Below are 14,506 nucleotides of genomic sequence, written 5' to 3'. Positions count from 1 at the left end.
TCAGGAGCGCGGCGGCGGGGGAGGAGGCGTCGAACTGCCCGCCCCGGTGGCCGTCGACGTGCCCGAGGAGGCGGCGCCGTCGCCGGGGTCGGCGAACGGGCGGCGATAGGAGTCGTGGGTGCCGGAGGTGGCGTCGATTCTGGCGTTGCGTTCCTCCGCGAGGCGGCGGCTGGCCGCCTGCTCGGCGGCGACGCGGTTGGCTTCGGCGGTGCGCTCGAGTTCCTTGCGTTCCTTGCGTTTGCGAGCACCTCGGCCAAGCCCGGAGCGGATGAGATAGAGGCCGATCAGCAACCCGAGAGTGACGCCGGCGCCCGCGATGAGCAGCGAGAGTGGCTCGAAGCCGATTGTCATACCCCAGGCCGACAAGTCTCCGACTGTGCCGACCGAGTCAATGCTGGCGAGATACAGCCAGGTGCCGGCAACGGCTGCGGCTGCGATCAACAGCAGACCGATGAGAATCATCCGGAAAGCCTCCTCGGCGGGGTCCCCGCCATCGTTGGTGTGCAACCGTCGATTTTAGTCGGCTGGGCGCCGCCGAGCGCGCGCAGACGCGGGTGAGTTCGGGCTTACCACCCCGCCTCAGCCCGAGGGTTGGCGACGCCCATCGCGTCAGGTGAGCGACAGCGACGCCATCGGGTCGCTGCGGGCTCACCTGACGGTGGGACGGGCCAATAATTCCAGCAGGGCCACGGCCCCCGCCTTGTCCAAGGGGGCGTTGCCATTGCCGCACTTGGGGGAGTGCACGCAGCGCGGGCACCCGGTCTCGCACGGGCACCCAGCGACGGCGTCGCGCGTCGCGGCGAGCCAGTCCGCGGCCACGCGGTGACCGTGGGCGGCATAGCCGGCGCCGCCGGGGAAGGCGTCATAAATCAAGATCGTCGGCAGCCCCGTTTGGGGATGACACTCGGTGGACACCCCACCGATATCCCACCGGTCGCAGGTCGCAAACAGCGGAAGCATGCCGATCGCGGCGTGCTCGGCGGCGTGGGCGGCGCCCGGCACCTGCTCGGCGGCGACCCCGGCGACTGCCAGCGCGTCGGGGTCGATCGTCCACCACACGCCCTCGGTCTGCAGCACTCGCTCCGGCAGGTCGAGCCGGTGCTGGCCGATCACCTCACCGGAGGGCAGCCGGCGCTGGAAGGAGACGACCCGGGTGCGCACGGTCACCGGGCCGCGATGGACGCGGACCGCGCCGCGGTGGACGCCGACCGGGCCGGCTTGCTCCATTTCGGCGGCCTCACCCAGCTCAAAGGTCGACTGAGACGCCGCGACCGTCGACCACCCGGGGTCGCCGCGGGTGACGGTGGCCACCGCCAGGTCGAGGTCGAGATCGGTGACCACGAAGCTCGCGCCCTGGTGGACGTGCACCGCGCCGGGATGGACCTGGACGTGCGCGGCGTTGGAGTCCACCGTGCCGACCACCCGGCCGCTGCGCTGCTCGACGATCGCGACGACCGCGTCGGTGCCGCGCAGCGAGCCGGCATCGGGCGCCGCGTCATGCGGCCAGAACCATCCGGCCGGACGCCGCCGCAGCCGGCCGGCGGCGACCAACTCCTCGATCACCGCGCCCATGCCGGGCCCGAAGAACTCCGCATCGGCCTCGGTCAGCGGCTTCTCGTTGGCGGCGGCGCACAGGTGCCCGGCCAGCAGCCGCGGATTGCCCGGGTTGATCACGGTCTGCTCGACCGGCGCGCCAAAAAGGATCTCGGGATGGTCCAGCACGTAGCCGTCCAGGGGATCGTCGGCGCCGACCAGCACGGCGGCCGCGCGGCCGCCGCCTCGGCCCGCGCGGCCGGCCTGCTGCCAGACCGAGGCGATCCGGCCCGGCCAGCCCGCCATGACCACGGCATCCAGCCCGTGGATGTCGATGCCCAGCTCGAGGGCATTGGTCGCGGCCAGGCCCCGCAACCTGCCCACCCGCAGGTCGGCCTCCAATGCGCGCCGCTCCTCGGGCAGGTAGCCGCCCCGATAGGCCGCGACCGGCGTCTGCGCGCCTCTCGGCCCCAGCTGGCGCGCCGCGGCCGCGGCCACCGCCTCGACACCGGCCCGGGAGCGAGCAAAAGCGAGCGTTTGCACGCCCGAGTCCACCAGCCCGGCGAGCAGATTCGCGCTCTCGCTGGTCGCCGAGCGCCGTCGCAGGCTCCCGTCGCCACCCATGACGAGTGGGGGCTCCCACAGCACGAAGCCGAGCTCGCCTCGAGGTGAGCCGTCCTCAACCACGGCCGTCACCGGCAGCCCCGTCAACGCGCTCGCGTGCCCCGCCGGGTCACCCACCGTCGCCGAGGCGAGCACAACGACCGGGTTGGCGCGATAGCGCTGCAGGATCCGTCGCAGCCGCCGGATGACCAGGGCCACGCTGGACCCAAAGATCCCCCGGTAGGCGTGGCACTCGTCGATGACGACGTAGCGCAGGGCCCGAAGGAAGGGTCTCCACTGAGCATGGCGCGCCAGCATCGAGTGATGCACGAGATCGGGATTGGTGAGCACGACATTGGCGTGCTGGCGGATCCAGCGACGCTCCTCAGACGGAGTGTCGCCGTCATAGGTGGCCGGCCGCACTCCCGGCACGAGCAGCGAGCCGATCCGCGTCGCCTGATCGGCGGCCAGGGCCTTGGTCGGCGCAAGATACAACACCGTTGCGCCGCGCCCCGACGGCTCCCGCGAGCCGGCGGCCACCGCCGTGATCGCCGGCAGCAGATAGCCCAGGCTCTTGCCCGAGGCGGTTCCGGTCGCGAGCACCACATGCCGGCCGGACATCACGAGGTCGGCCGCGACCCGCTGGTGGCGCCACAACTGCCCGATTCCCACCCCGTGTAGGGCCATCGCCAGGCCGGGATCGAGCCACTCCGGTAGCGGCACGACATCGGCGGCCCGGGCGGCGATGGTCTCAACGTGGCGGATCCGGCCGGCCCCATGGCGGCCGGCCAGGGCGATCGCCACCGTGGCGGGGTCGCTGATCTCGGGATCGGGCGAACCCGCACGGCTCTGACCTGCGGGGTTGTGTGGCAGCTGGGGCATCGCGTGGTCTACGGTATGCGCGAGTCCCGACAACACCCCCGTCCGGGACCTCCGCCCATCCCGAGGAGTGCTCCCACGCCATGCTCACGGTCGACGCCCGGCGTCTAGGTGATATCGGCATCGTGACCGCGGCTGGTGAGGTCGACGCGCACAGCGCGCGGATCTTGCGCGACGCGCTGGTGGCGGCGATCACCGACGGAACCATTCGCCTGGTCGCCGACCTCAGCGAGGTGACGTTTTTGGATTCCAGCGGCCTCGGTGTGCTTGTCGGCAAGCTGAAGGATGTCCGGGTCCGCGGCGGCGAACTGCACGTGGTGGCCGTCCACGACCGGGTGGTGCGTGTCTTTGCGATCACCGGCCTGGACAGGGTCTTTGCGCTCCATGATTCGCTGGATTCGGCGCTGACGGACCTGGGTTCCCCGGGACAGGTGTGAAGCGTGGCACATCTGAGGTGAGCCGGGGCACATCAGTTCGGGGCGGCCATCCCCTCCCGGTAGCCTGAATCCGATCTTGGCCTGACCGCGACCGAACGGGCCACCAACCCCATCGAGGAGGATGGCGAATGACTGGCCGTGCGCCCATGCTGCCGTTGGCAGAGTCCAGCCTTCAATTGACCGGCAACAACCAGACATTGACGATCGCCGTAGCGGCGATTTCCGTCTTCGCTTTGGTGATGGCGGTTGTTTTCCGCCGCCAGGTGCTGGCGCACAATGCCGGCACCGAAAACATGCAGACCATCGGTGCGGCGGTGGAAGAGGGCGCCCAGGCCTACTTGCGCCGCCAGTTCCGCACCCTCGGTATCTTCGTCGTCCTCGTCTTCGGCCTGCTGCTGTTGTTGCCGGCCGATACCGCCGGCGTGCGCTGGGGCCGGTCCGGCTTCTTCGTCGTCGGCGCCCTGTTTTCGGCGATCATCGGCTACCTCGGCATGAGCCTGGCCGTCAAGGCCAATGTCCGCGTCGCCGAGGCCGCGCGCGAACGCAAGCGCGACGAGGGCATGAAGGTCGCCTTCCGCACCGGCGGCGTCGTCGGTATGGCGACCGTCGGACTCGGTCTTCTCGGCGCCTCTGTCGTCGTGCTCCTCTATGAAGGCGACGCGCCGAAGGTCCTCGAAGGCTTCGGTTTCGGCGCCGCGCTGCTCGCGATGTTCATGCGGGTCGGCGGCGGCATTTTCACCAAGGCCGCCGACGTTGGCGCCGACCTCGTCGGCAAGGTCGAGGCGGGCATCCCCGAGGATGACCCGCGCAATGCGGCCACCATCGCCGACAACGTCGGTGACAACGTCGGCGACTGCGCCGGCATGGCGGCCGACCTGTTCGAGTCGTATGCCGTCACGCTCGTCGCCGCGCTCATCTTGGGCTCGGTCGCGTTCGGCACCTACGGTCTGGTCTTCCCGCTGATCGTGCCGGCCATCGGCGCGGTCACCGCGCTGCTCGGCGTGTTCATCACCCGCGCCCGCCCGGGCGAGAACGCCCTGCGCGCGATCAACCGGGGCTTCTACATCGCGGCCGCGATCTCGGCAGGCCTGTCGATTCTCGCCGCCTACCTCTACCTGCCGGACACCTTCGCCAAACTCGGGTCGACCAACCAAGAGGTCGCCGAACTTGCCGGTGACCCGCGCCGGATCGCCTTCGTCGCCGTGCTGCTCGGCATCGTCCTCGCCGGCGTCATCCTCTGGCTGACCGGCTACTACACCGGCACCGAGCACCGGCCGACCAATGACGTCGCCCGCACCTCGCTGACCGGCCCGGCCACGGTGGTCCTCTCCGGCATCGGCGTCGGCCTGGAGTCAGCCGTCTTCACCGCGGCGATCATCGGCGCCGCCGTCTATCTCGCCTTCCTCCTCGGCGGCGGGGCCACGGCCCTGGCGCTCTTCCTCATCGCGCTCGCCGGTTGTGGCCTGCTGACCACGGTCGGCGTCATCGTCGCCATGGACACCTTCGGCCCGGTCTCCGACAACGCCCAGGGCATCGCCGAGATGTCCGGCGACGTCGACGGGGAGGGCGCCCAGATTCTCACCGAACTCGACGCGGTCGGCAACACGACCAAGGCGATCACCAAGGGCATCGCGATCGCCACCGCAGTGCTCGCCGCGACGGCGCTCTTCGGCTCCTACTCCGATGCCTGGCAGGGCGAACTGCAAAAGATCCTCGACGCCGGCGAGGTCACCGAGGAGCCGAGCAAGCGCATCCAGGGCCTGTTCGAGCTGACGATCGTCACGCCCAACGTCCTTGTCGGCCTGCTCATCGGTGCCGCGGTGGTCTTCCTCTTCTCCGGGCTGGCGATCAACGCCGTGACCCGGGCCGCCGGCGCCATCGTCTTCGAGGTCCGCCGCCAGTTCCGCGAGATCCCCGGGATCATGGAGGGCACCACCAAGCCCGAATACGGCAAGGTCGTCGACATCTGCACCCGCGACAGCCTGCGCGAGCTGGCGACCCCCGGCCTGCTCGCCGCGCTGATGCCGGTCGCCGTCGGCTTCGGCCTCGGCATCGGCGCCCTGGCCGGCTATCTGGCCGGCGCCATCGGTGCGGGTGCCTTGATGGCCGTCTTCCTCGCCAACTCCGGCGGCGCCTGGGACAACGCCAAGAAGCTCGTCGAGGATGGCCACTTCGGCGGCAAGGGTGGCGACGCGCACGCCGCAACCGTCATCGGCGACACCGTCGGCGACCCCTTCAAGGACACCGCCGGCCCGGCGATCAACCCGCTGATCAAGGTGATGAACCTGGTCTCGGTGCTGATCGCCCCGGCGATCGTCACGCTCACCGTCGGTGAGAGCGCCAACGGGGCGATCCGCTACGGCATCGCCGCCGCCGCGCTCGTCGTGGTCATCGCCGCCGTCGCGGTGTCCAAGAACCGCTCGATCTCCATCGGTGGCGAAGCCTCCGAACAGGGCGCCATCCACGGACGTAGTCCCGTCCCAGCGGGCGAGGCCGCACCGCCTGCGTCCGACGCGGCGGCCGAGGCGATCGACTCGGCCGATGCGCTGCCGACCTCGCAGGTCAACCTGGAGAAGTAGGCACCGTAACAAAACGATCACGGGCCCGGTGTGGGTGCGGATAACCGCACCTCACCGGGCCCTAACGTCGTGGTAACCCCGGCAACCCGATCGGCGTCTCGCGCGTCCGCAGATGCACAGGAGCGGCCGGACCGCAGCGCCGCCCACGTCGAGGGGAGCAACCACGATGGCCAAGGTCGTCGTCATCAGCCGCGCCGGCCGGGCGAGTCTGCCGCGCGCCGCCGTCAAGGCGATCGAGGTCCGGCACGAGGTCGTCTTTGCCCAACGCGACCTCGCTCCCCGGCCCGCCGAGACCCTCGCCCTGCTGGGCGGTGCGCACGTGCTGGCCTCGACCAACGTCACCCTGCCCCGGCTGACCGACGAGATCCTTGACCGCCTTCCCGATCTGCGCCACCTCGTCCTGTATGCCACCGGCTACGAGCACATCGATGTCACCGGCCTCGCAGGTCGCGGGATCGGCCTGTCCACCCTGCCGGAATACGCGACGAATGCCGTCGCCGAGCACGCGCTCGGCCTGCTCTTTGCCAGCGCCACCCGGATCCACCTGGCCAACGACAAGGCCCGCGGCCGGGCACCCGATTCGGTTTCGCTGCGCGGCGTGGAACTCACCGCACGCACGCTCGCCGTCATCGGAGTGGGCCGGATCGGCACGCGGTTGGCCGAGCTTGCCCGGGGCCTCGGGATGCGGGTCGTCGGTGTCGACATCGACGCAGGAGCAATCGCGCGGGCGCGGAGGCGCGGCATACCGATGCTCGCGATGGCGGCGGCGCTGGCCGAGGCCGACGGCGTCGCGGTCACCGCCTCGACGATCCCGGGGACCTTCCCGATCCTCGGCCCGACGGAGTTGGCGCGCCTGCACCGCGATGTCTTCGTCGTCAATGTCGGCCGCCCCGTGCTCGTCGACCAGGAGGCGATCTGCCGGGCGCTGACGGCCGGCCACCTACGCGGGTATGCCGTCGACGAGGTCTGCTTCGACCCGAACAACCCCCTGGAAGGCACCCTCGTCGACGAGGGCAGGGTGCTGCAAAGCGCCCACAGCGCCTGGTGGCGCGACGAGGTCCTCGCCCGCGGCGCGCAGATGTTTGCCCAGGCAATCGCGGCTGCCGCGGACGGAGCGCCCATCCAGGTCGTGTCGCCGGCGCTGGCGGCCGTCGGTCAGGCAGGCTAGAGCCATGATCGTCGCTGTGTCCCGGGCACGCATCCGCCTGGTCGTCCTGCTCCTCCTGCTCGCCGTCGCCGCTCCCGCAGCGCTGGCCGCCGCGAAATACCCCCGCTATTGGCTGTGGATCGCGCCGGAGCTGACCCCGATGACCTGGCTGCAGACCGTCGTGCTCGTCCTGGCTGCCGCGGCCGCCGGACTGATCTCGTTCACCGGCTCCCTGCGCGGCTGGTCCGGCTGGCAACGCCTGCCCTATGCCGCGCTCGGCCTCGGCCTGCTCTATCTCGCCTTGGATGACCGCTTTGCCGTTCACGAGCGCATCCGCGACCGGATCCTCGCGCCCCGGAATCTGCGCATCCCCGGCCTGACCTGGTTGGCTCCGGGTGACTTCCAGATGCTGCTGATGGCCGTCGCCGGCCTGCTCCTCCTGCCCTTCGTCCTGCGGGCCCTGCGCCGCGACCGGCTCGCGTTCCTCCTGTTCATCCTTGGTGCGGTCACTGCGGCCGTGGCCATCGGCATGGACTCGATCGACCCGAGCACGATGCCGGTGGAGACCGAGCGCCTGGAGCAGACCGCCGAGGAGTGCCTCGAGCTGCTTGCCGGGTGCCTCTTCCTCGCTTCTCTCGGGGCCCGGCTGCTCGGCCTGATCGGTGAGCCGGCCGCGGCCAGCCGCTGGACCAAGCTGGCCGTCCCCGACCACCCAACGGCCCCGGATCACGCCGTGCCCGCCGCGCCGGCCGCCTCCGGGGAGGCCACGGTGGCCCTGCCGCAGCGGCCGCGCGAGAGCGACGGCGGGCGGGAGCTGGTCAGCGTTCATGGCACCGGCAACTGACCTCGGCCTGATCGCGGCGCTGCGCGCGGACCTGCGCGCGGCCGAGTTCACCGTCGAGCGGCTCGATGCGATCCTCGGACCGGTCGCCGGGGCGGCGCTGGCGCGCGAGCAGGTCATCCCCGCGGAGTTGCTCACTCGGGGCAGCCGCGATCCCGCCGCGATCCTCGTGCGCCTGTTCACCCTCGGCGACCCGGTTGACACCGAACTCGTCGACCTGGCCCTGCCGACGTTGACCGCGGCAGGCGTCGAACGGCTCGGGTTGGGCCGCTTCGAGGGGGACGCTATCGTCGCCAACGTGGACGTGCGCCCCTATGGCGACGAGCAGCACACCTGGTGGGTGGCCTCCGACCTGAGCGAACTGGCCACCCGAGCGCCGCTGGAACCGGACCATGTCCTGGGCATCGGCGGCGCGTCGGCGACGCTGGCCGCGTGGACACCGCGGCCACGCATCGGCCGGGCCCTGGACCTCGGCACCGGCTGCGGGGTGCAGGCCCTGCACCTGGCGACGCATTGCGCGCACGTGGTCGCCACCGACACCTCCCGGCGGGCCTTGGAATTTGCCGCATTCAACGCCGCCCTGAACGAGCAGGACTGGGAGCTGCGGCGCGGCTCGCTGCTCGAACCCGTTGCGGGAGAACGCTTTGACCTGATCGTCAGCAACCCGCCGTTCGTCATCACCCCGCGAGATCACGGCCTGCCGACCTATGAGTACCGTGACGGCGGCGCCCACGGCGACGCGGTCGTCGAGCAGCTGATCGCCGGTGTCGGGGACCACCTCGCGCCTGGCGGGATCGCCTGCCTGCTCGGCAACTGGGAGATACCCGCGGGCCAGGACTGGACCAACCGGGTCGGCGGCTGGGCCCGCGCCGCCGGCGTCGACGTGTGGATCATCCAACGCGAGAGCCAAGACCCGGCGCAGTATGCCGAGACCTGGGCCCGCGACGGCGGCCATCACCCCGCGAGCGCCGAATACGCCCGGATGTATGCCGCCTGGCTCGCCGACTTCGCCGCTCGCGAGGTGGCCGCCATCGGCTTCGGCATCGTCACCCTCCACCGGCCGCTCACCGACCGCGAGCCGGTCATCGATCTGCAGGAGGTCCGGGGGCCGGTCGAGGCGGCGCTCGGCGCGACGGTGGCCGCCGGCATCGCGGCGCGAGCCTTGCTCGCCGAGCACACCGACGACGAGATCCTCGCGCTGCCCTGGCGGGTCGGCGACGATGTGACGATCGAGCGGCACTACCGGCCGGGCGAGGCCGATCCGCGGGCCATCCAGCTGCGTCAGGGAGGGGGGCTGCGGCATACCGAAGCGCTGGGGACCGAGGCGGCGGCGCTGCTGTCGGTGTGTGACGGCGAGTTGACGGCCGCCGCGGCGATCACCGCGATCGCGGCGATCCTCGGCGAGCCGGAGCACGAGCTGCGGACGGCGCTGCTACCGGTGCTGCGCGGCTGGATCGCCGCCGGCGTCGTCCACGCGTGATCGCCGCCGGCGTGCGGTTCAGGGCGTGATCGGGGTCAGCTTGCAGCCGCGGGAGGCCAGCGTTTTGGTGACCCGATCGAAGGTCACCGGGTTGGTCCGTGCGGTCGCCGGCTCGACGACATGGCCCACGAGATTGACCTTGGTCGGCAGATAATTCGCCGCCTGGGTGATCTTTCCGGCCTCGTCGCGGTCCAGGGTGACCTCGGCGATCATCCCCTCCTGGGTCTCCGGTCGCAGCGTGGCGTCGACTTGCGGTGACTGGTTGGACAGGAAGTTGCCGAGGCCATAAAAGACGAACTTGCCGTTGATCTGTTCGCATGGTTGAACGACGTGCACGTGCGTGCCGAGGATGAGGTCGACGTCGGGGGAGGCGAGCAGTTTCTTGGCGAGCGCAACCTGGTCGGCATTGGGCTCGGTCTCGTATTGGTTGCCCCAGTGCAAGCTGATGACGACGACGTCCGCGCCGTCGGCCTTGGCCTGCTTGGCGTCGCGCAGGATGCCCTCCGCGCCGGTCGCCGGCCACAGCGACTCGCCCATCCACGGGGCCTCCTTGGGCAGCGTGGTGTTGGGACCCCAGTCGTTGTAGACCGTGTAGCTGTAGCCGAACTGGGCGATGCGCAGCCCGTTGGCCGAATAGTGGGCGACGATCTGCGGCTGCTGCGCGGTTGCCCCCGCCCCGGCATACGCGATCTTGGCGGCCTTAAAGACCGAGATCGTGTCCGCGAGCCCGGCCAGGCCCTGATCCCAGGTGTGGTTGGAGGCGAAGTCACAGCCCTCCCAGCCGGTGGTGCGGATGGCGTCGGCGATCTCGTGGGGGGTGTTGAACACGAGAATGCCCGACTGGGTCAGTCGCGTGTTGGTCGAGGTGAGCGGGGTCTCCATGTGGCAGATCGCCAGATCGGCCTTCTTGAGGATCGGCGCCACCTGGGCAAACATCGGCGCGAAGTTATAGCCGCCGGCGGCCCCGGCATATTGCTGGGCGCTGCGCAGCACGGCGGCGTGGCTGAGCAGGTCGCCGCTGCCGGCGATCGTCACCCGGGCGCTCAGGTCGGCTTCCTTCGCGTCGTCCTCGGAATTGGGGCCGGGGCCAGCCCCGCTCCCCGCCGACGGGCTGGCGAAGCCCGAAACCACGCCGGAGGCCGCGGTGCACCCGGCCAACGCGAACGTGGCCACCGCCAGCAGGAGTGTCGAACTGCGCCTCACCCCGCCAGGGTAAGCGACCCGGGTCTTCCCCCCGGCGTCGACACCCCGCGGGCTAGGCGAACTGCCAGGAGCGCTTCGAGAGGCCGAACCAGAACCCGTCGACGGCGCTCTGTGCGCTCAGGTCGCCGCTGCCGGATGCCGCCCCGAGCGTCACATACAGGGGCGCCCAGTGCTCGGTCCGGGGGTGGGCGATCGCCGCCGCCGGTGCCCGGTGGGCGAAGTCGAGGAGGGCGTCCACGTCGCCGGCGGCGACGGCCTCGGCGGCCCACTGGTCGAACTCGGCCGAGGCGGCCGGCGGCGGGGCGCCGGCGGGGTTGTCGGGGTGGAACCAGCGCAGGTTGTGGGTGGTGAAGCCCGAGCCGACGATCAGCGTGCCGTTCTCGCGCAGCGGCGCCAGCGCGCGCCCGACCTGGAAGAGCGCCTGCGGGTCGAGCATGGGCAAGGACAGCTGCAGCACCGGCACGTCGGCATCCGGATACATCTCGACGAGCGGCACATACGCACCGTGATCGAGCCCGCGCGTCTCCTCGCGGCGCACCTGGCCGCCGAGAGCGGCGCTGACCGCGTCGGCGAGCGCGGGGGCGGGCGGAGCGGCATACGTCACGGAGTAGTAGTGCTGGGGGAATCCCCAGAAGTCGTAGACGAGCGGCACCCGCGCGGCGCTGGCGCTCACCGTGATCGGCGCCTGCTCCCAGTGGGCCGAGATTATCAAGATCGCCTCCGGGCGGGCGATCCGTGCGGACCAGGAGGCAAGTTCGCCCGGCCAGACGGGATCGTCGGCCAGGGGAGGGGCGCCGTGGGAGAGGAAGAGCACCGGCGGGAGGGATGACATAAGCCCAGCCTAGCTGCTAGTACAACTTTCAACGGGCCACAGACTGGCGTCGTGTTGCGCGCCGCAGCGGGGCTCGGTATACCGTGCTCCCGGCGTGCCCGTCCGGCGGAGACTCGCGCGCCGGGATTTCAGGAAGGCAGTGATCAGGTGGCGGGGCGCAAGCTCGTTATCGTCGAGTCGCCGGGGAAGATCAAAAACCTCTCGGCCTATCTCGGCCCGGAGTATGCCGTGGAGGCCTCGGTTGGTCACATCCGCGACATCCCGACACCCTCCGAGCTGCCCGCCGACATGAAGAAGGGGCCGTTCGGCAAGTTCGGCGTCAACGTCGAGCAGGGTTTCGAGCCCTACTACGTCGTCGACCCGGACAAGAAGAAGAAGGTCGCCGAACTCAAGCGGCTGCTCAAGAACGCCGACGAGCTCTACCTCGCCACCGACGAGGACCGCGAGGGCGAGGCGATCGCCTGGCACCTGCGCGAGACGCTCGCGCCGAAGGTCCCGGTCAAGCGGATGGTGTTCACCGAGATCACCCCGGAGGCGATCCGCCGGGCGGTGGCCAACACCCGGGACATCGACGAGAACCTCGTCGAGGCCCAAGAGACCCGCCGGATCCTCGATCGGCTTTATGGGTATGAGGTCAGCCCGGTGCTCTGGCGCAAGGTCCGGGCGGGCCTGTCGGCCGGCCGCGTGCAAAGCGTCGCCACCCGCCTGGTCGTCGAACGGGAACGGGAGCGGATGGCCTTCCGGGCGGCGTCCTATTGGGATGTCGAGGCCGAGCTGGCGACCCAGGTGGGCGAGAGCTATACGGCCCGGCTGAGCGCCCTGGACGGCGTGCGGGTGGCCACCGGCCGCGACTTCGGCGACGACGGACAGCTGCGGTCGGCGGCCGTCCAGCTCGACCAGGCGGGAGCGGAGGCGGTCGCCGCGGCGCTGCGCGCCGTGGCCGCGCGGGTCAGCAGCGTCCAGGACAAGCCCTATACCCGCCGGCCGTATGCGCCGTTCATCACCTCGACCTTGCAGCAGGAGGCCTCGCGCAAATTGCGCCTGTCGGCGCGCGAGACGATGCGGATCGCCCAGCGGCTGTATGAGGGCGGCTACATCACCTATATGCGCACCGACTCGGTGTCGCTGTCCGAAACCGCGCTGACCGCAGCCCGGGGCCAGGCCCGGGAGATGTTCGGCCCGGAGTATGTGCCCGATACGCCCCGCCGCTATCGCTCCAGCAACGCCGGAGCCCAGGAGGCCCACGAGGCGATCCGGCCCGCCGGTGACGTTTTCCGCACCCCGGCGCAGGTCGCGGGCGAGCTGCGCGGCACCGAATACGCCCTCTATGACCTGATCTGGAAGCGCACCGTCGCCTCGCAGATGGCCGACGCCGTCGGCTCCACCGCCACGGTGCACGCCGAGGCCCGGCTCGGCGACGGGCGGGTCGCCCAACTGTCGGCGAGCGGGACGGTGATCACCTTCCGCGGCTTCCTCGCGGCATACGAGGAAGGGCGGGACGAGGAGGACACCCGGGCCCGGCAGGCCGCCCGCGAGGCGGGCGAAGAGGAGCGGCGGCTGCCGCACTTGCGCGAGGGCGACGGGCTCGATGTGCGCCGCACAAAGGCCGCCGGTCACGAGACCTCCCCGCCGGCGCGCTACACCGAGGCGACCCTGGTCAAGGCGTTGGAGCAGAAGGAGATCGGCCGCCCGTCCACCTACGAGCCGACGCTGGCGACGATCCAAGACCGCGGCTACGTCTACAAGCGCGGCTCGGCGCTGGTTCCGACCTGGCTGGCCTTTGCCGTCACCCGGCTGATGGAGGAACACTTCACCCGGCTGGTCGACTACGACTTCACCGCTTCGATGGAGGACGACCTCGACCAGATCGCGGCCGGGGACCGGCAGCGGGTCGAGTGGCTGCAGCGGTTCTACTTCGGCGATCAGGCAACCTCCTCCGAGGGATTGCGTGACCTCGTCGACGACCTCGGCGACATTGACGCCCGCGAGATTTCCACGATCGAGATCGGCGACGGCATCGTCGTGCGCGTCGGCCGCTACGGACCGTACGTCGAAGACACCCGGGGGGCTCTCCCCCACGCCCACGGGGCTCCGTCCAGCGTGGCACCCCCGGACGGCGCGGACGGCGCCGGCGCACCGACGGCCCCCGCAGCGGCGGCAAGCGACTCCGTCGTGCCGCCGCGCCGGGCCACCATCGGCGACGACATCGCCCCGGATGAGCTGACCCCGGCGCGGGCGCGGGAGCTGCTGGCGATGTCCGCCGACGACGGCCGGGTGCTCGGCGTCGACCCGGCGACCGGACATGAGATCGTCGCCAAGGCCGGCCGCTACGGTCCATACGTCAGCGAGATCCTCCCGGAGACCGAGAGCCCGGGCGCACGAAACGGCGGCCCAACGAAGAAGGTCGCAGCCGCCAAGCCGCGGACGGCGTCGCTGTTCAAGGACATGGACCTGGCGACCGTCGACCTCGACACCGCGCTCCGGTTGCTGCAGCTGCCTCGAGTGGTGGGCGCGCACCCGGAGACGGGGGCGGAGATTACCGCCCAGAACGGCCGCTACGGGCCCTATCTGAAGATGGGCACCGACTCCCGGTCGTTGGCCAGCGAGGCGCAACTGTTCGACATCACTCTCGATGAAGCCGTGGCGATCTATGCCGAGCCCAAGCAGCGGGGCCGGGCCGCCGCCAAGCCGCCGCTGAAGGAACTCGGCGCCGACCCGGTCAGCGGCAAACCGGTGACCGTCAAGGACGGCCGCTTCGGTCCCTATGTCACCGACGGCGAGACCAATGTGACGATCCCGCGGGGCGAGGACCCCGAGACGCTGACGGCGGATCGGGCATACGAGATGCTCGCCGACAAGCGCGCCCGGGGCCCTGTGACCCGCAAGCGGGCGGCCAAGAAGACGACCAAGAAGGCCGCCAAGAAGACCCCGACCCGCAAGGCCGCGGCCAAGAAGTCCTGACCGCCTCCTGG

At 70.8% G+C, this 14,506-nt stretch carries 10 protein-coding genes; 6 read left to right on the top strand and 4 right to left on the bottom strand.

Features of this window, described 5'->3' with window-relative positions:
• Together V9G19_RS00775 and V9G19_RS00770 are read right to left on the bottom strand one after the other, a co-directional pair.
• Positions 1-507, bottom strand: coding sequence for a DUF4169 family protein (locus tag V9G19_RS00775; protein ID WP_462283590.1), 507 nt, complete (start codon positions 505-507; stop codon positions 1-3).
• Positions 508-648: 141 nt separating this feature from the next.
• Positions 649-3,018, bottom strand: coding sequence for a DEAD/DEAH box helicase (locus tag V9G19_RS00770; RefSeq protein ID WP_462283589.1), 2,370 nt, complete (start codon positions 3,016-3,018; stop codon positions 649-651).
• Between the two features lie 80 nt (positions 3,019-3,098).
• On the opposite strand from V9G19_RS00770, the gene V9G19_RS00765 reads away from it, so the two are divergent.
• The 5 genes from V9G19_RS00765 to V9G19_RS00745 all read left to right on the top strand — a co-directional run bounded on the left by V9G19_RS00765 (position 3,099) and on the right by V9G19_RS00745 (position 9,499).
• The gene (locus V9G19_RS00765; protein WP_462283588.1) at positions 3,099-3,452 is read left to right on the top strand and encodes an anti-sigma factor antagonist; all 354 of its coding nucleotides are present in this window, start codon (positions 3,099-3,101) and stop codon (positions 3,450-3,452) included.
• Positions 3,453-3,580: 128 nt separating this feature from the next.
• Entirely contained in the window at positions 3,581-6,031 is a 2,451-nt protein-coding gene (locus V9G19_RS00760) for a sodium-translocating pyrophosphatase (RefSeq protein WP_462283587.1), read from the top strand.
• 166 nt (positions 6,032-6,197) lie between these two features.
• A complete protein-coding gene (locus tag V9G19_RS00755) occupies positions 6,198-7,199 on the top strand; it encodes a 2-hydroxyacid dehydrogenase (RefSeq protein ID WP_462283586.1) in 1,002 nt (333 codons plus the stop codon).
• 4 nt (positions 7,200-7,203) lie between these two features.
• On the top strand, positions 7,204-8,022 hold the full coding sequence (locus tag V9G19_RS00750) for a hypothetical protein (protein WP_462283585.1): 819 nt from the start codon (positions 7,204-7,206) through the stop codon (positions 8,020-8,022).
• Complete coding sequence (locus V9G19_RS00745; protein ID WP_462283584.1) at positions 8,006-9,499, top strand: DUF7059 domain-containing protein; 1,494 nt, start codon at positions 8,006-8,008, stop codon at positions 9,497-9,499. The genes V9G19_RS00750 and V9G19_RS00745 overlap by 17 nt, the downstream gene beginning before the upstream one ends.
• An 18-nt stretch (positions 9,500-9,517) precedes the next feature.
• Here V9G19_RS00745 and V9G19_RS00740 read toward each other — a convergent pair whose 3' ends face one another.
• Together V9G19_RS00740 and V9G19_RS00735 are read right to left on the bottom strand one after the other, a co-directional pair.
• Positions 9,518-10,702, bottom strand: coding sequence for a CapA family protein (locus V9G19_RS00740; protein WP_462283583.1), 1,185 nt, complete (start codon positions 10,700-10,702; stop codon positions 9,518-9,520).
• A 52-nt stretch (positions 10,703-10,754) separates the two neighbouring features.
• On the bottom strand, positions 10,755-11,534 hold the full coding sequence (locus tag V9G19_RS00735) for a DODA-type extradiol aromatic ring-opening family dioxygenase (RefSeq protein WP_462283582.1): 780 nt from the start codon (positions 11,532-11,534) through the stop codon (positions 10,755-10,757).
• 147 nt (positions 11,535-11,681) lie between these two features.
• Here V9G19_RS00735 and topA point away from each other — a divergent pair, with 147 nt between their 5' ends.
• Positions 11,682-14,495: a type I DNA topoisomerase gene (gene topA / locus V9G19_RS00730; RefSeq protein ID WP_462283581.1), complete on the top strand. Its 2,814-nt coding sequence runs from the start codon at positions 11,682-11,684 to the stop codon at positions 14,493-14,495.
• Positions 14,496-14,506 lie beyond the last annotated feature (11 nt).

Source organism: Nostocoides sp., assembly GCF_037045025.1.
In the GTDB taxonomy this organism is placed as follows: domain Bacteria; phylum Actinomycetota; class Actinomycetes; order Actinomycetales; family Dermatophilaceae; genus Nostocoides_A.
This window is presented reverse-complemented; position numbering and strand designations above follow the sequence as displayed.

Coding starts and splice junctions, on each gene's coding strand:
- V9G19_RS00750 (WP_462283585.1), top strand. CDS start 7,204: ATGATCGTCGCTGTGTCCCGGGCACGCATCCGCCTGGTCGTCCTGCTC.
- V9G19_RS00770 (WP_462283589.1), bottom strand. CDS start 3,018: ATGCCCCAGCTGCCACACAACCCCGCAGGTCAGAGCCGTGCGGGTTCG.
- V9G19_RS00755 (WP_462283586.1), top strand. CDS start 6,198: ATGGCCAAGGTCGTCGTCATCAGCCGCGCCGGCCGGGCGAGTCTGCCG.
- V9G19_RS00760 (WP_462283587.1), top strand. CDS start 3,581: ATGACTGGCCGTGCGCCCATGCTGCCGTTGGCAGAGTCCAGCCTTCAA.
- V9G19_RS00735 (WP_462283582.1), bottom strand. CDS start 11,534: ATGTCATCCCTCCCGCCGGTGCTCTTCCTCTCCCACGGCGCCCCTCCC.
- V9G19_RS00765 (WP_462283588.1), top strand. CDS start 3,099: ATGCTCACGGTCGACGCCCGGCGTCTAGGTGATATCGGCATCGTGACC.
- V9G19_RS00745 (WP_462283584.1), top strand. CDS start 8,006: ATGGCACCGGCAACTGACCTCGGCCTGATCGCGGCGCTGCGCGCGGAC.